At 60.2% G+C, this 16,296-nt stretch carries 17 protein-coding genes, 2 tRNA genes and 1 pseudogene; 4 read left to right on the top strand and 16 right to left on the bottom strand.

Annotated features, from left to right (window positions below):
• Window positions 1-113 precede the first annotated feature (113 nt).
• Window positions 114-1,286: a L,D-transpeptidase gene (locus tag BQ4436_RS01350; protein WP_070975249.1), complete on the top strand. Its 1,173-nt coding sequence runs from the start codon at window positions 114-116 to the stop codon at window positions 1,284-1,286.
• A gap of 545 nt (window positions 1,287-1,831) precedes the next feature.
• Here the strand turns inward: BQ4436_RS01350 and BQ4436_RS11430 are convergent.
• The 16 genes and pseudogenes from BQ4436_RS11430 to BQ4436_RS01280 form a co-directional block, all read right to left on the bottom strand.
• Window positions 1,832-2,263, bottom strand: a complete 432-nt coding sequence (locus tag BQ4436_RS11430) for a hypothetical protein (protein ID WP_083329376.1) — start codon at window positions 2,261-2,263, stop codon at window positions 1,832-1,834.
• 103 nt (window positions 2,264-2,366) lie between these two features.
• Window positions 2,367-2,651 (bottom strand): annotated as a pseudogene (locus tag BQ4436_RS11425) (transposase); the annotation flags it as partial.
• A 739-nt stretch (window positions 2,652-3,390) separates the two neighbouring features.
• Window positions 3,391-3,463, bottom strand: a tRNA-His gene (locus BQ4436_RS01340).
• Between the two features lie 43 nt (window positions 3,464-3,506).
• Window positions 3,507-4,142, bottom strand: coding sequence for an oligoribonuclease (gene orn, locus BQ4436_RS01335; RefSeq protein ID WP_070975248.1), 636 nt, complete (start codon window positions 4,140-4,142; stop codon window positions 3,507-3,509).
• Entirely contained in the window at window positions 4,143-4,949 is an 807-nt protein-coding gene (gene cmrA, locus BQ4436_RS01330; protein WP_070975247.1) for a mycolate reductase, read from the bottom strand.
• A 5-nt stretch (window positions 4,950-4,954) separates the two neighbouring features.
• Window positions 4,955-5,284, bottom strand: a complete 330-nt coding sequence (locus tag BQ4436_RS01325; protein WP_070975246.1) for a transcriptional regulator — start codon at window positions 5,282-5,284, stop codon at window positions 4,955-4,957.
• Window positions 5,277-5,705: a hypothetical protein gene (locus BQ4436_RS01320; protein ID WP_143000755.1), complete on the bottom strand. Its 429-nt coding sequence runs from the start codon at window positions 5,703-5,705 to the stop codon at window positions 5,277-5,279. The genes BQ4436_RS01325 and BQ4436_RS01320 overlap by 8 nt, the downstream gene beginning before the upstream one ends.
• 26 nt (window positions 5,706-5,731) lie before the next feature.
• Window positions 5,732-6,238, bottom strand: coding sequence for a type II toxin-antitoxin system death-on-curing family toxin (locus tag BQ4436_RS01315; protein WP_218117848.1), 507 nt, complete (start codon window positions 6,236-6,238; stop codon window positions 5,732-5,734).
• Window positions 6,239-6,247: 9 nt separating this feature from the next.
• A complete protein-coding gene (locus BQ4436_RS01310) occupies window positions 6,248-6,820 on the bottom strand; it encodes a Panacea domain-containing protein (protein WP_070975244.1) in 573 nt (190 codons plus the stop codon).
• Between the two features lie 243 nt (window positions 6,821-7,063).
• Window positions 7,064-7,189: a hypothetical protein gene (locus BQ4436_RS12375; RefSeq protein ID WP_255365827.1), complete on the bottom strand. Its 126-nt coding sequence runs from the start codon at window positions 7,187-7,189 to the stop codon at window positions 7,064-7,066.
• A gap of 86 nt (window positions 7,190-7,275) precedes the next feature.
• A tRNA-Arg gene (locus BQ4436_RS01305) sits at window positions 7,276-7,349 on the bottom strand.
• A 51-nt stretch (window positions 7,350-7,400) separates the two neighbouring features.
• Window positions 7,401-9,068, bottom strand: a complete 1,668-nt coding sequence (locus BQ4436_RS01300) for a phospho-sugar mutase (protein WP_070975243.1) — start codon at window positions 9,066-9,068, stop codon at window positions 7,401-7,403.
• A gap of 2 nt (window positions 9,069-9,070) precedes the next feature.
• The gene (deoC, locus tag BQ4436_RS01295; protein WP_070478440.1) at window positions 9,071-9,721 is read right to left on the bottom strand and encodes a deoxyribose-phosphate aldolase; all 651 of its coding nucleotides are present in this window, start codon (window positions 9,719-9,721) and stop codon (window positions 9,071-9,073) included.
• A 36-nt stretch (window positions 9,722-9,757) separates the two neighbouring features.
• Window positions 9,758-11,122 (bottom strand): MFS transporter, encoded by a 1,365-nt coding sequence (locus BQ4436_RS01290; protein ID WP_070975242.1) that lies wholly within the window; start codon window positions 11,120-11,122, stop codon window positions 9,758-9,760.
• Between the two features lie 37 nt (window positions 11,123-11,159).
• Window positions 11,160-11,879 (bottom strand): purine-nucleoside phosphorylase, encoded by a 720-nt coding sequence (gene deoD / locus BQ4436_RS01285; protein ID WP_070975241.1) that lies wholly within the window; start codon window positions 11,877-11,879, stop codon window positions 11,160-11,162.
• Window positions 11,880-12,017: 138 nt separating this feature from the next.
• Complete coding sequence (locus tag BQ4436_RS01280) at window positions 12,018-12,962, bottom strand: sugar-binding transcriptional regulator (protein WP_070362010.1); 945 nt, start codon at window positions 12,960-12,962, stop codon at window positions 12,018-12,020.
• Between the two features lie 79 nt (window positions 12,963-13,041).
• Between BQ4436_RS01280 and BQ4436_RS12115 the strand changes: the two genes are divergently transcribed.
• The 3 genes from BQ4436_RS12115 to BQ4436_RS01270 all read left to right on the top strand — a co-directional run bounded on the left by BQ4436_RS12115 (window position 13,042) and on the right by BQ4436_RS01270 (window position 16,200).
• Window positions 13,042-13,218, top strand: coding sequence for a hypothetical protein (locus BQ4436_RS12115; protein WP_176754781.1), 177 nt, complete (start codon window positions 13,042-13,044; stop codon window positions 13,216-13,218).
• A 65-nt stretch (window positions 13,219-13,283) separates the two neighbouring features.
• Window positions 13,284-13,604 carry a helix-turn-helix domain-containing protein gene (locus BQ4436_RS01275; RefSeq protein WP_070975240.1) on the top strand — a complete coding sequence of 107 codons (321 nt, stop codon included), beginning with the start codon at window positions 13,284-13,286 and terminating at the stop codon, window positions 13,602-13,604.
• Between the two features lie 577 nt (window positions 13,605-14,181).
• The gene (locus tag BQ4436_RS01270; protein WP_070975239.1) at window positions 14,182-16,200 is read left to right on the top strand and encodes a bifunctional copper resistance protein CopD/cytochrome c oxidase assembly protein; all 2,019 of its coding nucleotides are present in this window, start codon (window positions 14,182-14,184) and stop codon (window positions 16,198-16,200) included.
• Window positions 16,201-16,296: the final 96 nt, after the last annotated feature.

The following is a 16,296-nucleotide window of genomic DNA, read 5'->3' as shown; positions in this document are numbered from 1 at the left end:
GTAACGGTTATCGTTTCGGGTCGTTGTAAAGTAGCGTTTCGTTGTGCTGGGGCGATAGTGTTGTTGGTTGCTAAAACTTCGGGTGTTGTGAGGAAGCGAGAAACGTGACAAGCATGCGGCGGTCTCTCATTGGTGTTGGCCTTGTCGCCGTGTTGGCGGCGGGTGTAGTTGGGTGCTCGTCGGAGGCGGGCAAAGGCATCAACCAGGTGGCGGAAACCACTGGTCAGACGACCGTCAAACCAGAGCCCCCGGCGTTTTCAGTGAAGGACGAGGCGACAGACGTCGAACCCCTCGACCCGATTACGGTGAAGTCCGAAGCCGGGCTCGAAGAAGTCGAGATGACCAACGAGGCAGGCAAGGTTATCGAATCGTCCTTCAACGATGACCGCACCGAATGGGAGGTCACCGAACCGCTTGGGTACGGCCGCTACTACACCATCGTGGCGAAGGATAAGGCTGGTCAGAAGAGGACCGTGAGCTTTTCCACGGTCGTCCCAGCGGCAACTACGAACGTCTACATGGGCCCGCTTGAGGGATCGACTGTTGGTGTTGCGCAAGCAATCACGTTCCGTTTCGACGTCCCCATCCAGGACACGAAGGCGCTTGAGGAGCTCATCGACGTTGAGACCTCGAACGACACCGAGGGCGGCTTCTTCTGGCTGGACCCATACGAGCTGCGTTGGCGCCCGAAGGAATTTTGGGAGCCTGGTACCACGGTGAAGGTGACGGCCGACCTCTACGGCAAGGACCTCGGCGGCGGCGTCTACGGCGCGCAGGACAACGAGACCACCTTCGAGATTGGGGACGAGGTGAAGACAGTCATCGACAACAACGAAAAGATGCTGCGCGTCTACCAAAACGGTGAGCAGATCCGTTCGTTCCCGGTATCGCTGGGTACCGACTTCCAGTACGACACCCCGAACGGCACCTACGTCGTTGGTGATGAGCACACCTCGCTCGTGATGGACTCCCGTACGTTCGGGCTTGGGCTGGGGCAGGGCGGCTACGTCACCCCCGTGGACTACGCCACCCAGCTGTCCTACTCGGGCATCTACGTGCACTCCGCGCCGTGGGCGGTGTGGGCGATGGGCTCTACGAACCAGTCGCACGGCTGCGTCAATGCGACGTACTCGGACGCGCAGTGGTTCCAGCAGACCGTAAAGCGGGGCGATCCGGTCGTTGTGAAGAATACGAACGGTGGCACCCTCAACGGCTACGACGGCCTTGGCTACTGGAACCTGGACTGGGAGCAGCGCTCCGGCGGTTCAAAGGACCCGAACGCTTAAGTCGGTCTGTTAGAAAAAGTTCCCGAGCAGGACTCGAACAAGATGCACCTACCCTACAAGGCAGCGGAATCGCTGGAGGTAATGACTACACTGATGACGTGGTGCTGTCTACTCGGGACAGGTGCGGGACCCCTGTGGTACTACGACGCGGTTGGTACACCCCGGATGCTAAAAGGGGAAAATGGGGCCCTTGGGGCTATGACAAGATCAGGCATAAGCACGGAATTTGGAACCTATATACGATAAACAAGTACTTTAAAGGGCTCTGCGAAGCGAGGATGGAAGGTACCGACCGTATCTATGAAACTCCTATCTATGAGGCTCTCCGTACAAATGACGGAAAGAAGATTGGACCTGGCAGATCGTTCGAACTTCGAGCAGTAATAGAAACTACAGTGTGGGTCCCTGGCGGACTAGAGCCACGTGGGGTGAAGACAATGTTCCCGCTACGTGAGTCCAATGATGGCAGCGACGTGGTTCCCCAGTGGTTCAATATTGAGAAAAACATAGATTAAAACAGGCGCGGTGAGGCAGGGGGTAAATGATTAACCGTGGCCGGTTCGTGGAATATAAAGCTCTGTGCCCATCTTTTTGTCTGCCTTCGCTCTCCTCAATTCTATAAAGCGTTGAGGCGTGTTGTCGTTAACGGTTCCGAGCCATTTTATTTTATCTCCGCAACCGTAGTCTAAATCCCCGGCGAATGGATCACCGGCAAGCTGATCTGCCCAGGCCTTGACAGCAGTATCTTCTTCCGATGAGACTCCCCCAGTACTCGGTATTGGGGGCATTTCCATGCCAACATACGCAAGTCCTTTCGTGGACATTACTGAGAATACGCAGTAGACGTACTGAGCCGTTCTCCAAGCTGCCCGTAGCTCGACAGCTCCGGAAGAAATGAGGTTTTCTTGAGCAAAATACCGCTTTAAAAGCGAATTCATGTAATAGGCAAAAGACGTTATGTTCCAATTGTCTACCATGTTTTACTCCTCGTATTCGCGCTACTGACAGTCAATGCAGCTTCCGCAGTCCATACCAACTGCATAGTACCTCTGAGTACTTTAGTGCCCAGAGGCTTATCTACATGGTACGTTCGCTACAGGTTCGTCGTTCTAACAGCCAGTCAGACAAGAAGGAACCGTGGCGTAGTTTCGGGATAGCCACATCGACGGTGCTGACCCGTGTATCCAGTAGTCGGTGGCGGTAGCCGTTGCGGTGGTTGACGCGGTTGTCGCTGGTGGTGCCGTAGTCAGCGCTGCCGACAGTATCGTCTTGGGAAGATAGAATTTGGTTGATGAAATCACCGAGCATCTGACGCGTCAGATCGGGTGATGCTTGAGTGAGTAGCTCTTCGAGGTATGCTTTTGGTTGCCAGTTGTGTCGGCACCGGGGGCTTAACTGTGAGAAGCGGGTCGAATAGCGGAGTTCTCCGCTAGGAGGTGTAAAAATTCCTCTGGGTCTTTAACCGTCAAGCGAATGGGTCTTCCGATATTGCGGTGTAGGAGGATATTTGCAGAACCGGCATGGAATGAAATAGTGCCATCCAGGAAGTGAACCCCAAACGTTTGGGATTCGAGTATGGGGCCCGAGGGAAGGATCTCCGCCCCCTTCAGAGATTCCAAACGAACGTTGCTAACTGGAATGCCAAGAACTGAAATCCGAAGGATTTCATCATTCAGCAACACCCCGACATTAAAGAAAATTGCCAGAGACACTAAAAGACCGCATGTGATAAAGGCGGTTTGATCTCTTCTGGTCAAGAAGTAGACACACAATAAGAGTACTGCGAAGATAAGTACGATCCGACTAAAATTATATCCAAATACTCTTGATCGATAACTTGAACCAGTCATGAATATCACTCAACTTCCTTCCAACTATCTTCATGGGTAGTAAGGCGAAAATCACCACTGAGCCCGGGAACTTTTTTGGGTTTCAGGCCCATTTCGGTCGACTAGCACATGTGTTTTCCCAGGTCTCGACGCCTGTCCATGAAGAACGTTCCCCGCTCATCGAAAGCTCCGGGAACAATTCTTGGCTTAACGTACCTGCCGTCGAAAGCAATGTGCCCCGCAACCTGTTTATACAGGCCACGGGGCACTCTCGGGGTGGCTGACGGGGCTCGAACCCGCGACACCCAGGATCACAACCTGGTGCTCTACCAGCTGAACTACAGCCACCATCGCTGTTTTTCAACAGCGGGAACTACTTTACAATGAAAGCCTAGGATTGCAAAAACCGCTGGTAGTGGGCGTGTGCGGCGGCTGCGGCGTCGGCTGCTTGCTCGGAATCTGGGCCCGGGGCCGGTGTGAATACGGAACGGCGGTAGTAGTCGAGCTCCTGGATGGATTCCACGATGTCGGCGAGCGCGCGGTGCGCCAGACCCTTCTCGGGCTGGTTGTAGTAGGCGCGCGGGAACCAGCGACGGGACAGCTCCTTGATGGTGGAGACGTCGATCATGCGGTAGTGCAGGGCGGCGTCGAGACGCGGCATCTGCTCCCGGATGAAGGAACGGTCGGTGGCGATGGAGTTGCCCGCAAGCGGCGCCGGGTGCTCCGGGTCGCAGTGCTTTGCAATCAGCGCGAGGACGGCGTCCTCGGCCTCCTTGATGGACACTGAGGAGGAGCGGATCTCGTCGAGAAGCCCGTTCTCGGTGTGCATGTTCAGTACGAAGTCGTCCATTTCGGCGAGCTCATCCTCGGTGGCGTGGACGACCAGGTCCAGGCCTTCGTCGAGAATCTCAAGCTGGGCATCGGTGACGAGCGCTGCGACCTCAACGATGACGTGGCGGGACGTATCCAGGCCCGTCATCTCCAGGTCGACCCACACGATGCGGTCGTTTTTTGCAGGGACATCCATCTATTCTTCTCCCATCTTTGCGTAGAACCGCCCCATGATCGGGGCGAGGGCGCCGCGCGGAGCGTACGTCGATACGAAATCCATCACCTTGGAAAGCGGGCCCGGCACCACGCGGCGCTTGTTGCTGCGCATCGCGCTGATGGTGTCCTTCGCGCAGGACTCGTACGTGGTCCAGAGGAAGTCAGGCACGACCTTGTCCACGATCGACTGCTCCTCCTCAGGAACTTCTGCCTCTCGCACCGGGCCCGGCGCGAGCAGAGTGCAGTGTACGCCGCTGTCCTTGAGCTCATAGTGCAGGGCCTCCGTAAACGTATTGACGCCCGCCTTTGTAAACACGTACGTTGCGTTGTTCGGGATCGGCGTGTTGCCTGCTGCCGAGCCGACGTTGCACAGTGCACCTTCGCCGCGCGGCACCATTTGGTCCAGTACCGCCTTCGTGATGCGGAACACCGCCGTCGCGTTGAGGTTGAACTGGTCCGTCTCGTAGTTCCAGTCCTGCTTCATAAACGGACCAAAGGAGGCGATACCGGCGGAGTTCACGCAGATGGTGATCTTCTTCTGCCCGATGTAGTCCAGCAGCGCGGTCACGTCGCGCTCCTTGGACAGGTCGGCCGCGAAGACTTCGGCGTTGATGCCATGCGCTTGTGCCAGCTCCTTGGCAAGCTGCATCAGCACCGCTTCTCGACGCGCCACCAGCAGCACGTTATAGCCAGCAGCAGCAAGTTGGCGCGCAACTGCCTCACCGATGCCCTGCGAAGCGCCGGTAATTAGCGCGAAAGAATCAGTAGTTGGGGAGGGAAATGTCATGCACCTCAGGGTACCCGACTGCCCGACTCCGCAATCGAGCGCAACTCCTCCACACAATCCTGGTACGCGCGGGCTCCAGCCGCGGTCAGGGTGACCCAGTCCACGTTTTTGTCTGGGTTCGCCTTGCGGTCCGTAAACAGGGACACGTAGCCGGCCTCTTTGAGTGCGTCGATGGCCGTGAGGTAGGCGTCGCTATCTAGCTGGGTGAGGGTGCGCAGCCGCTTGGGGTGCATCTCCTTGTTCTCCGCGGCGCCGACGTCGCTGGTCGTGGCTTCGGCCGCAAAGAGCGCGGCACAGATACTCAAGCACGAGGGTTGCAACAAGATGTCAGGCATTGTTCCTCCAGCTCCTCACGTACGTAACGACGAAAACGACGGTCGCGAACGCGCCGAGCAGACCGGAAAATATCTTGTTCTGGAGCGGGGCGACCTGCAAGAGCGATATGCAGAGGAAATACACGCCGAAGGGAAGCAACGACATTTTGGGGTCCTCTTTGACCGGCTGCCGGATGCTGGAGCGCACGCCGGTTGACCTGCGTCGCTCGATGACAACGATGCACCCGATGCAAGGCACAAACAGGAGGAACGGCCAAAACTGGTCGAGAACAAAGATCAGCGGCAGGCTCACCCCGAAGCAGACCGCCGCGCACAAGATCCACCCCCAAGGAACGGCCGGTTTCTCCCGGGTGCGTTCCTCAGTTTCATGCGCTGCGGCCAGCAACTCGCGGGCCTGAGCGGAAGACATTAAGACGGACATGGCGCCATGGTACATCGGGGGCGATGCTATTTTTGTCGGTAGCGTCGCGCTAGACCATCAATGTCGGCCCATCGTTGAAATGCGCGGCTGGTGTGTGCGATGACCGAATCCAAATCCGCGGCATGTGTAACGATGTACTCCATCAGTCGGGCGCCTTCTTCGCCTGCGGCTAAATCAGGTCCCTTGCCCTCTGGCTCTCGGACATGAACCGAAAACAAGCGCAGATAAGTGAGCCCAACGATAAGTGCGGTGCGCTTGTTGCCATCGGCAAACGGATGGTTATTGGCTATATGGACGGTCAGCGCGGCTCCTCTATCAAACACCGAGGCGTACCGGGGCTGGCCGCTGAATAACTGGAACGGGGCGTAAACTGCACTTTCCAAAGAAGCCCGGTCCACAGTAAATCCAAGATAACTCTCCGGTTCTCCGTTCGCGTTTACACGATCCCCGCAGCCTTGATTCACTGCGCACGCCAACTCCACGAGCATTTGAGCTAAAAGCTGCTCTCTGGAAGCTTCACTGTGGTCAGACAATTGCGTTGATTACCGGTCCGCGAGGAGTGAAAGGGTGTTGTGCCATTCCGCTTCGACTTCATGTGCAGTGACAAGCAGATGATCGAAGCTAGGAAGGTGATCCACGTCTGGCAGGGAAGGCGAGTCTGGGACAGAATGTCCTGACTGGAGCAACTCCGTGAACTCTTCGCGCATCGTGGTCATGCTCAAAGCGCTGCTACAATGCGTGCCCCCGACCGCGTTGCTGCGTGCTTCCTGCCAAGCTCGACCGTGGCTCATGTCTGACAACTCCGCGGATGTCAGCGAACCGTAGAAATTCACAACGCTTTCAATCGTTGCTCGGGCAAATGGCGAAAGTACCGAAGAATTCCCACCAGGAACGTGTGGGACCTCCCATCCACGCGCGACGTTTTCTGTACTGCGGCGGAGGTCATAGGGGACGGGTCCTTTTGCCCAAGCTTGCAGCTCTTCCTCGAATAGTGGCAGTCCGGTCCAAGCAAGGTGCCAGCCTTGGGAAAAGAAGCAGATTTTATAAAGCTTCATCTTGTCGACGCCGGGGATGAGTTCGGTCACATACTGGCCGGCGTCAAGAATATTGGACATAGTGATCACCAACTTTAGAGAGGCTTCAGGAACCCAACGGTACTCGAACCTAATGGACCGCTATCCTACCAGCACATACGAGTGTGCTACGAGTGAAGTTGTTTTGTTCGTGGGCTGTTCTTTACGGGGTTGCCTGGGCGGCTGGCGCGCCACGTGACAGGGGAGACGCCACAGTGCTCGGCACATTCCGGAACGCGCCATAGGCGCGGCCGGTCTACTCATCGATAATGATGGGCTGCACGGCTATGCCTTCTTTTTGTTCTTGTCGATGCCGTAACCGACGGCAAGGAAGGCGAGACCGAAAAGAGGGTTGGCGCCTGCAAGGGTGGTGATGATGCCGGTTCCGGCTCCAAGGAGTGTGAATCTCATTGTGGGTCCTTTCTTCAAACCCACCATACCAGCAAAAACACCCCCACCACCAGGCAAAACGCCAGGCAGCGGGGGTAAACGAAAAGCGCCCCCAGCAGGACTCGAACCCGCGACACACCGGGTAGAAGCCGGTTGCTCTAATCCACTGAGCTATGGAGGCTGGGCTGGGCGTCGATAAATCGGCGCCCAAGCCTTCGATAGTATAGCGCAGTTAGATTCCGCACAGCGCGCGGGTGGCGTCGCTGATGGTGGCCAGGCGGGCGTCGGCGGCGGCCCAGTCAGGTGCCTCGCCTGTTTTGACTGGCAGGACGACCTCGAGATAGCACTTCAGTTTCGGTTCGGTGCCGCTCGGGCGGATGACAACGCGGTCGTTGTCCGCGGTGCGGATCAGGATGCCGTTGGTGCCTGGGGTGGCGCCATAGCCGTTGCTCAGGTCGACGTACTCGACCACCTCTGAGCCAGCGAGCTCGGTCGGTGTGTGCGCGCGGAGGCGCTCCATGGCGTCGCTGATGATGGAGAGGTCTTCGACGCGGAAGGTCAGCGGCTGGGTACGGTACAGGCCGTACTTGTTGGCCAGGGCGTCGAACTGCTCGAGCACACTCATGTTGCGGGCCTTGAGCTGCGCTACGATCGAGCCGACAATTACCGCGGCGGACATGCCGTCCTTGTCGCGGGCGTGCGCCGGGTCGACGCAGTAGCCGATTGCTTCCTCGTAGCCGAACACGAGCTGCGGGGTGCGCCCGATCCACTTGAATCCGGTGAGCGTCGTCGCGTGTTCCAGCCCGTGAGCTGCCGCGATCTTGCCGAGCAGTCTGCCCGAAACAATCGAGCACGCCGTCGAGCCGCCCTGCGCACGCGACGCCACGTACTCGCCGATCAGCGCGCCGGTTTCGTCGCCGGAGAGCTTCACCCAGCCGTTGCCCAGCGGGGTGCCCGCGCTTGGGGCGGTGCGCGCCGGGACTGCGACTGCGCAGCGGTCGGCGTCGGGGTCGAGGGCGATGATGACGTCCGCGTTGACCTCGTTCGCCTTCTCGACTGCGAGGTCGAGGGCACCGTCTTCTTCAGGGTTGGGGAAGGCGACGGTGGGGAAGTCGGGGTCCGGCTCCCATTGCTTCTCGACGCCCACTACGTCCCCAAAACCAGCAGCCTCCAGGGTGGTGCGTGCCAGTTCGCCACCGACGCCGTGCATTGGCGTGAGCACGACCGTGATCGGTGGGGTGCCGTCGAGGTCGCTGAGTGCGCTGGTGGCGGCGACGTAGCCCTCGCGGGTGTCCACCTGCTCGATGTTTGTGTCGAGGGGGAGCTCCGTCGCGCCGGGTGCGGCGGCGATGCAGGCGGCGATCTCGGCGTCGGCAGGCGAGATGATCTGGCAGCCGGCGGCGTTGTCTGCGGCGACGACGCGGCCACCGAGGTAGACCTTGTAGCCGTTGTCCCACTTCGGGTTGTGGGAGGCGGTGACCATGATGCCGGCGTCGGCGTTGAGTGCGCGCACGCTGAAGGAGGTCAGCGGGGTCGGCTGGGCCAGCGGCAGCAGCATGGCGTGGCCGCCAGCACCGGCGACGACCTCAGCTGCGGCCTGCGCGAACTTGGAGGAGCCGTGGCGGGCGTCGCACCCGATGACCACACGAGGGGTGTCTACCTGCTGCTTGAGCCAATCCATGAGACCGGCGGTGGCGCGCATAACCACGGCCTGGTTCATGCGGGACTCGCCGAAGCCGATCTCGCCGCGCAGCCCGGCGGTGCCGAACTGCAGGGGGCCTGCGAAGGCCTTCGCGAGCTCAGCCTCGTCGTCGAGGACGGCGGTTAATGCCTCTCGGGTGGCGGGGTCGGGATCTTGCGCGATCCACGCCTCGGCCTGTGCACGAAGATCAGTAGCCATTGTTACTTCCACCCTTCCAGCACGGCAGCGGAGCTGGACAGGCCCAGGCGGGACGCGCCAGCCTCAATCATTTCCTTCGCGGTGGCGGCGTCGCGGATGCCGCCGGAAGCCTTCACACCGAGCTTGTCGCCGACGGTCTCACGCATCAGCTTCACGGCGTGCGCGGAGGCACCACCGGCGGGGTGGAAGCCTGTCGAGGTCTTCACGTAGTCGGCACCGGCCTCCATGGAAGCCTTGCACGCTGCGACGATCTCGTCGTCCGTGAGGACGGCGGACTCGATGATGACCTTGAGCAGCTTGTCGCCGCACGCCTTCTTTACCGCGGCGATGTCGTCGCGTACGACGTCCCACTTGCCTTCCTTGGCGGCACCCAGGTCGATGACCATGTCAACCTCGTCCGCGCCATTTGCGACGCTGTGCGCGGCATCGGCTGCCTTTGCCTCAGTTGGGACCGCGCCGGACGGGAAGCCACACACCACTGCGACCTTCAGGTCAGCTGGGGTCTCGATTGGCAGCATGGATGGGGAGACGCAGACGGAGAACGTGCCGAGGTGCGAAGCTTCGTCGATAAGCTTGGCGACGTCCTCGTGGGTGGCCTCCGGCTTGAGCAGCGTGTGGTCGATCATCTGGGCGACATTGTGGCGAGTAAGCATGTTGAAAAACTCCTTGATGTGTAGAAAGTGTGCAGGTTAAGCCGGTTGCTTCATGCGAGCGGTGAGCGCTGCGTAGAGCGCGGTGCCGGCGACTGCGATGATGGCCAGGATGAGCATGACGGTGGGGTAGCTGCCCGAGTTTTGTGGCAGGAAGCCTGGCACCCCAAGGCCGAGATCCACCAGCTTCGCGCTGTACGCGATGCCGAGCGGGACGGCGACGTTGATTGTGAGGTTGTAGAAACCGATTGCGATACCCGACTTCGCAGCGGGGATGTTGCCGATTGCCGTCGCGACCAGTGGCGCGTACAGCAGGGCGAAACCGCAGGCGAAGAGCAGGGAGGAAAGCATGAACACCCACGGGCTGGCTTCCATCCCGACTGCGAGGATCAGCAACGCGATGGTGATGGAGGCGAGTGCGGTGAAGATCGCGGGGCGCGTCGGCAAGAACTTGCCGATCTTGCCTGAGAGCGCGCCGACGATGACGGCGCCGGTGTAGCCCGGGATGAGCAGCAGGGAGGCGTCGTCAGCGCTGAGCCCGTGGACGGCCTTCGCCATTGCGGGGAAGAGCACCAGGTAGCCGAGCTGCACCGAGTAGACAATCGCGACGAGCACGATGGCGGTGACGTATGCGCGGTTTTGGAAGAACTCCGGGTTGACCAGCGGGCGCTTGCCCTTCTTCACGTGGGCGATGAATGCGACCAGCGCGAGAACCAGCGGGATGAGCCACAGTACCTGGAAGGCCTGCATGAACATGATGGCGCTCGTGGCCAGAACAGCGATGAGGAAGAGCCCGAGCCAGTCGACGTGGCCCGACTCCAGCGAGGCCTCCTCCGGGACCGTCTTCATGATGACCGGGACGGCGAAGACCAGGATGAGCGGGATGAGGAACATCGCGGTCCACGAGATATGTGTGGCGATGTAGCCCGAGGTCAGCGCGCCGAAGAGCGTCGCGCCCTGGAAAGCAGAGGTGGAAAAGCCCAAGTAAGTCTTCTGATCCTTCTCGCTGAGGTGCTTGGTCACGTAGATGACGTAGAGCGTCTCCGCCGCGGCGAGGCCGGTGGTCTGCACCACGCGGCCGACCAGCACCAGCCCCCACACGTTTTGGCCGAGGTAGCCGATTACCGAGCCGACCAGCGTCAGCGTGATACCGACCATCAGCAGCTTGCGGATACTCACCACGTCAGCCAATGCCGCGTACACCACCGCGCCGATGCCGATGATCACGCCCGCGAGCGAGGCCTGCAAGCTGACCTCGTTGAGGGACAGATTCAGCGCCTCACCCATCGAGTCGGTCATGAACTTGAAACCGTTATCGATGATCAGCGAGAACACGAAGGTAAACAGGATGATCGGCACGGCCCGCTTCGGGCTGAGCGCCTTTTGAACTGTTTGAGATGTCATGGTGAGTTCCTTCAAACGTGTGGGGACGGGTTGTGGTTTAGACGGCGGCCAGCGGAAGCGCCAGCTCCATCATCTGGGTAAACGCGTTCTGGCGCTCCTCAGCGGAGGCCTTCTCGCCGGAGCCGATGACGTCGGACACGGTGAAGATGCCCATCGCGTCAACGCCTGCCTCGGCGGCGACGGCGTAGAGGCCGGCGGATTCCATCTCGACGCCGAGCACGCCCATCTTGGCCCAGCGGTCGTTGACGTCGTCCTTGAAGTTGTAGAAGACGTCGGAGGACAAGATGTTGCCCACATGGATGTCGACGCCCTGCTTCTGCGACTCCTTGTAGGTTGCCTCGAGCAGCTTCCAGGACGCGGTCGGGGCGTAGGTGCCCGGCAGGTCGTACTGCTCGATGAAGTGCGAGTCCGTCGATGCGGAGGAGGCGACGATGATGTCGAAGAGCTTCATGTCAGGCTGGAAGCATGCGCAGGAGCCGACGCGGATGAGCTTCTTTGCACCGAAGAAATGAATGAGCTCGTAGGCGTAAAGGCTGATGGACGGAATGCCCATGCCGGAGCCCATCACGGAAACTTCGTGGCCTTGGTAGGTGCCGGTGTAGCCGAGCATGTTGCGCACGGCGTTGAACTGGACTGGGTTTTCCAGGTAGGTCTCTGCGATGAACTTCGCGCGCAGTGGGTCGCCCGGCATGAGGACGGTTTCAGCGATAGGTCCGGTTGGGACGATGTGCGGGGTGGAGACGGTCGGGGTGGACATGTGCAACTCCTTTTGCAGTATCTGGTTGACCTTTCGGTGTCCACTCTAAGACCGCTAGGAACATATGGCAATATTAAAGTTTGCAAATGTTCTGATTGGGGGTGCGATACACCCCAGATGGGGGAGAAGGGGCGTCAATTAGCGAGTTTTCGCAATCTCCAGCACCCGAACCGCCGTCGGCTGATCAATCACCAAATCACTGGCCAACCCCATCCACAGCGCCGTCTCAATCGCCTCAGCTTTGTACAAACCACCAGCTACCAGCACTCGACGCGGCCTCGCCCGCAGCTCGTCGAGCTCAATGCCCACCGTCAGATCATCAATTCTTTTCGACGCCACATCCCCCTCCCGCGTGTAGAACCGCGAACAAGCGTCACCCACCGCAACTCCGAGCAGCTCCCGCGACATCTCCTCAGACAGGTACCCCAGATTCATCAGCAGACTCTGCTTTCGCACGGAGCCCACCGTGAACACCGCCACGTCCGTCTCTCGCCCCTGCTGCAGTACGTCGGCGATGTGGGAATCCTGCTCCACGATCTCCTTAGTTTCCACTCGCTCAAAAATGACAGGCAATGGGAGCGTTAACGCGGGCGCGTTGAACGCGGTGCAGAAACCGGTGATTGTCTCAAAGTCATTCGTTGCCAGGTTGGAACGCGACGACCCACCTTTCAACTGCACAATCTGGCGCGCCCGCATGTTCGTCGATCGTAGATTCCGCGCAATGTTGAGGAGCGTCTTTCCCCAGGACACACCCACCGAAAGGCCATCCAACGGCATCGACTCCAGGTAGCGCGCGCCCGCTACCCCAAGATCCTCCATGATCGCTGCAGATGGGTTCGCCGGGTGAACAATCCGCACACCCTCCAGCGCGTACCGGGAGGTGAGATCCTCGATCAGGATCTCGTCCGCCTCCTGCGGGTCGTGTACCTCAATAGTGACGTAGCCACGGTCCTTCGCGTGCTGCAGAAGCTTCGCCACCGTAGGACGGGAGCAGCCCATCTCCGCAGCAACCTCCGCCTGACTCAGCTCCGAGCGGTAATACAACTTGGCAGCCGTCAGCGCATCCCGATCACGTGTGTCCATGCACTACAGCGTAGCGCCTGGGGGTTTGCCCTTAACTGTGTGGCAGTATCTTGGCTAGACCCCAAGCGAAAGGAAAACCATGAGCAACGACGAAGTAACGATGCCACGCAAAGAATACGAGGCGCTGAAACGAGAAAATGCTCGACTGCGCAAAGAAGTCAAGCTGTGGAAGGACACCAGTGATGTCCTGGGAAAAGCTATGGGGTCTCTGCCAAAGCAACATGGCGGGACCTCCGACGCGGCGGAAAAATTCTAAGCCCCGAAGAAACGAAGCGGTACGAGGAAGGAGTACGTCAAGAAAACGAGTTCCTGGATCTACTCATGAGCGTCGGCCACTCCACGCGCCGTGCGTGTGAAATTTTGAGGATCTCGCGCTCGAGGCGCTACTACCAGGCCAACCCGAGGCCCAAGAAAGAAAACCCGATCCCTCACCGCGAACGAAACATCCCACGTATTCCGGATTCAGATGTACAACAGATCCTCGATCTTTTCGACGCCCACCCCGACCTGAGCGCGGACGCCATCTATCAGAAGGCGCAAGACAGCGGGTTGCAGCTCGCGAGCTTGCGGACTTTCTACCGCATCGCCCGTGCACACGGGAAGCTACAGCGTCAGCGCCGCGCTGCTGAATCAGACTCGTAAATCCACCGTGGCGTTTTTCGCGACGGACCCTCTGCGTTGGGTGTCCGCGCGGCGGACACTTATTGGTGGTGGGTTTTCTGGAGCTGCTGGTGAGAGGGCTGCCGCGGACAGAGTGCGGTCAGGGTGTCCGCGGGGCGGACAGTTCTTTGGCGATCCGGTCTCACCGGTTGAGTGTCCGCGGGGCGGACAGGGCAAGTGGTTGGTTCTGCCCAATCCGCGAGGTGGGAGAGGTGCCGCGGACATGGTGTGGCATGCCAGTTGTCCGCGGGGCGGACAGGTTTTCTGGGTTGGGGCATCCCCGGGTGAGTGTCCGTGCGGCGGACAGGGTAAATGGTTGGTTCTGCTCAATCCGCCAGGTAGGAGGGGTGCCGAGGACAGGCTGTGGCAAGCCGAGTGTCCGCGGGGCGGAATCGGCGAACGGTGGATGGCAGCGTTCTTTTAAGTGAACTGTCCCCGACAGGTCCGAGTCCTGGTGGGGCTGAGCAAGAAGCTATTGCTCACACTAGTGACGTGGAGGCGGAGAAGTGGGCGTCGAAAAACTTGGGAACAGGCAGATTTCGAACGTAGGGTAGTGAGCATGTCAAATGCGCAGGTTGCCTCAAAGTCGGCGGTGAAAGCGGCGTTTCCGCTGTATCTTGCGGCGGGGCTCGTCGCGGCGCTCATCGCCGGGGTGATTTCGGAGATGTTCGCGGGCGCCTCGCTCGCGGCGTTGGGTATCCCGGATCCGGGGGCGTTGACGACGTTCGGCCTGCCGGCGCTGCGGGGCGCAGCGTGGGTACTGGCCGCGCTGGCTGCCGGGTCCTTCCTCTTCTCTGCGTGGTTGCTGCCGCCGAAGCAGACGGGACAGGATCTCAACGGCGCGCGCCTGACCGTCGACGGGGTGATTGCGTCGCGGACTGGCGCGGCGTCGTCGGCGGGGTTGGCGCTGATCGGAGTGGTGATGGTGCCGCTGGTGCTTTCCGACGTCTCAGGCCAGCCGCTGAGCACCGTGATGTTTGAGGTCGACGCCTGGGCCCTGGCGCTGGACAAGGTTGCTGACGCCCGCGTCTGGCTGATTGTCGCGGCAATCGCGGCGTGTGTGGCCGTGGCGGGGTACCGGGTGTCGTGCTGGTGGTCGCAAGTGGCTTTGTTCATCGGCTCGTTGTTGGCGATTATGCCGCTGGCGCTGACTGGTCACTCCGCGACCGGTGGCGACCACGACTTCGGCACGAACTCCTTCATCTGGCACCTGGTATTCCTGCTGGTGTGGGTTGGCGCTCTGATGGCGCTGGTGGCGCACGGTTTCAGGTTGGGGCCGAACTTGGCCCTGGCGGTGCGTCGATACTCGCGCATCGCGCTGTTCGCGTTCGTAGCGATGGCGGTGTCGGGCGTGATTAATGGCGCGATCCGCGTGCACCTGGATGACATCACCCGCTACGCCTACGGCTGGGTGCTGGTGGGCAAGCTGGTCGGCATCCTGGTGCTTGGCTTTATGGGGTACGCGCACCGCGAGCGTACGATTCCGGCGCTTGAGGTGGAGGGGCCGTCGCAACGCAGAGCGTTCGTACGGCTCGGCGCGGTGGAAGTGCTGGTGATGGCCGCTGTGACCGGCCTAGCGGTGACGCTCGGGCGCACTCCGCCGCCACCGCCGCGGGACCCGAACCTCACCCCGATGCAGATCCAGATGGGCTACAACCTCGAGGACCCACTGACCTGGTCGAACTGGGTCGGGCTGTGGCGATTCGAGCTGCTCTACAGCGTGATCGCGATCCTGCTGGCCGTCTACTACCTGCACCTGACGCGCCGGGTGAGCGGATGGTCCAAGGGGCGCACGGCGTGGTGGCTGCTGGGTTGCGCGACCGTCGTAGTCACGATGTGCTCCGGCATTGGGCTGCACATGCCAGCCTCCTACTCGGCGCACATGACGGTCCACATGATCCTGTCGATGGGGGTGCCGGTGTTCCTCGTGCTGGGCGCGCCACTGTCGCTCATTATCGACGCCTACCCGTCCGGCGAGTTCAACCCCCGGCTGTGGGCGCAGTCCTTCCAGCGCAGTAAGTTCCTGCGCATCGTGACGTACCCGCCGGTATCCGCGGTGCAGTTCCTGGTGTTCTTCTATGTCATGTACGTGTTCACTGACCTGTACGAGCTGATGATTTCGGAGCACGCGGGCCACGTCATCATGAACGCGGTGTTCCTGGTGTCGGGCTACTTTTACTTCTGGGAGCTCATCGGCCCGGACTACATCGAGGGGCGCGTGACGGCGAAGACGCGTCTGCTCTGGCTGTGGATCTCCATGCCAGTGCACCTCTTTATGGGCGTGTACCTCATGCAGCTCAACACCGTGATGGGCGAGGAGTTCTACCGCTCGCTGCTGCTGCCGTGGGACCCGGATCTGCTGGCGGACCAGAAGGTGGGCGGCGGTATCGCCTGGGCGTCGGGCTCGTTCCCGCTGGTCATCGTGTTCGGTGTGCTGTTCATCCTGTGGTGGCGCGAGGACCGCGCAGAAACCGCAGAGGTCGACCGCATCGCGGACGAGACTGACGACGCCGAGTGGCGCGCCTACAACGAAATGCTCGCACAGTACACGTCGGATACCCCGCAGCACAAGGGCTAATCGACGATTCCCTGGGATCTGTGGAATTCTAAAAATCAATCCACAGGCTGCAAGGCCGCATCCTTTCTTTTCTGTTTCTGCACTGGAAAGCTCCGA

Source organism: Corynebacterium sp. MC3 (assembly GCF_900099485.1).
Taxonomy (GTDB): Bacteria; Actinomycetota; Actinomycetes; order Mycobacteriales; family Mycobacteriaceae; genus Corynebacterium; species Corynebacterium pseudogenitalium.
The sequence above is the reverse complement of the archived record's forward strand: the minus strand, read 5'-3'. Positions and strand labels throughout refer to the sequence as shown.

Excerpts from the sequence above, each read along its gene's own strand:
- BQ4436_RS01280 (WP_070362010.1), bottom strand. The coding sequence starts at position 12,962 with ATGGACACACGTGATCGGGATGCGCTGACGGCTGCCAAGTTGTATTAC.
- BQ4436_RS01325 (WP_070975246.1), bottom strand. The coding sequence starts at position 5,284 with ATGCCTGACATCTTGTTGCAACCCTCGTGCTTGAGTATCTGTGCCGCG.
- BQ4436_RS01275 (WP_070975240.1), top strand. The coding sequence starts at position 13,284 with ATGAGCGTCGGCCACTCCACGCGCCGTGCGTGTGAAATTTTGAGGATC.
- BQ4436_RS01350 (WP_070975249.1), top strand. The coding sequence starts at position 114 with ATGCGGCGGTCTCTCATTGGTGTTGGCCTTGTCGCCGTGTTGGCGGCG.
- BQ4436_RS01310 (WP_070975244.1), bottom strand. The coding sequence starts at position 6,820 with ATGTCCAATATTCTTGACGCCGGCCAGTATGTGACCGAACTCATCCCC.
- deoC (WP_070478440.1), bottom strand. The coding sequence starts at position 9,721 with ATGCTTACTCGCCACAATGTCGCCCAGATGATCGACCACACGCTGCTC.
- cmrA (WP_070975247.1), bottom strand. The coding sequence starts at position 4,949 with ATGACATTTCCCTCCCCAACTACTGATTCTTTCGCGCTAATTACCGGC.
- deoD (WP_070975241.1), bottom strand. The coding sequence starts at position 11,879 with ATGTCCACCCCGACCGTCTCCACCCCGCACATCGTCCCAACCGGACCT.
- BQ4436_RS01290 (WP_070975242.1), bottom strand. The coding sequence starts at position 11,122 with ATGACATCTCAAACAGTTCAAAAGGCGCTCAGCCCGAAGCGGGCCGTG.
- BQ4436_RS01270 (WP_070975239.1), top strand. The coding sequence starts at position 14,182 with ATGTCAAATGCGCAGGTTGCCTCAAAGTCGGCGGTGAAAGCGGCGTTT.
- BQ4436_RS01300 (WP_070975243.1), bottom strand. The coding sequence starts at position 9,068 with ATGGCTACTGATCTTCGTGCACAGGCCGAGGCGTGGATCGCGCAAGAT.
- BQ4436_RS01320 (WP_143000755.1), bottom strand. The coding sequence starts at position 5,705 with ATGTCCGTCTTAATGTCTTCCGCTCAGGCCCGCGAGTTGCTGGCCGCA.
- orn (WP_070975248.1), bottom strand. The coding sequence starts at position 4,142 with ATGGATGTCCCTGCAAAAAACGACCGCATCGTGTGGGTCGACCTGGAG.
- BQ4436_RS12375 (WP_255365827.1), bottom strand. The coding sequence starts at position 7,189 with ATGAGATTCACACTCCTTGGAGCCGGAACCGGCATCATCACCACCCTT.
- BQ4436_RS12115 (WP_176754781.1), top strand. The coding sequence starts at position 13,042 with ATGAGCAACGACGAAGTAACGATGCCACGCAAAGAATACGAGGCGCTG.
- BQ4436_RS11430 (WP_083329376.1), bottom strand. The coding sequence starts at position 2,263 with ATGGTAGACAATTGGAACATAACGTCTTTTGCCTATTACATGAATTCG.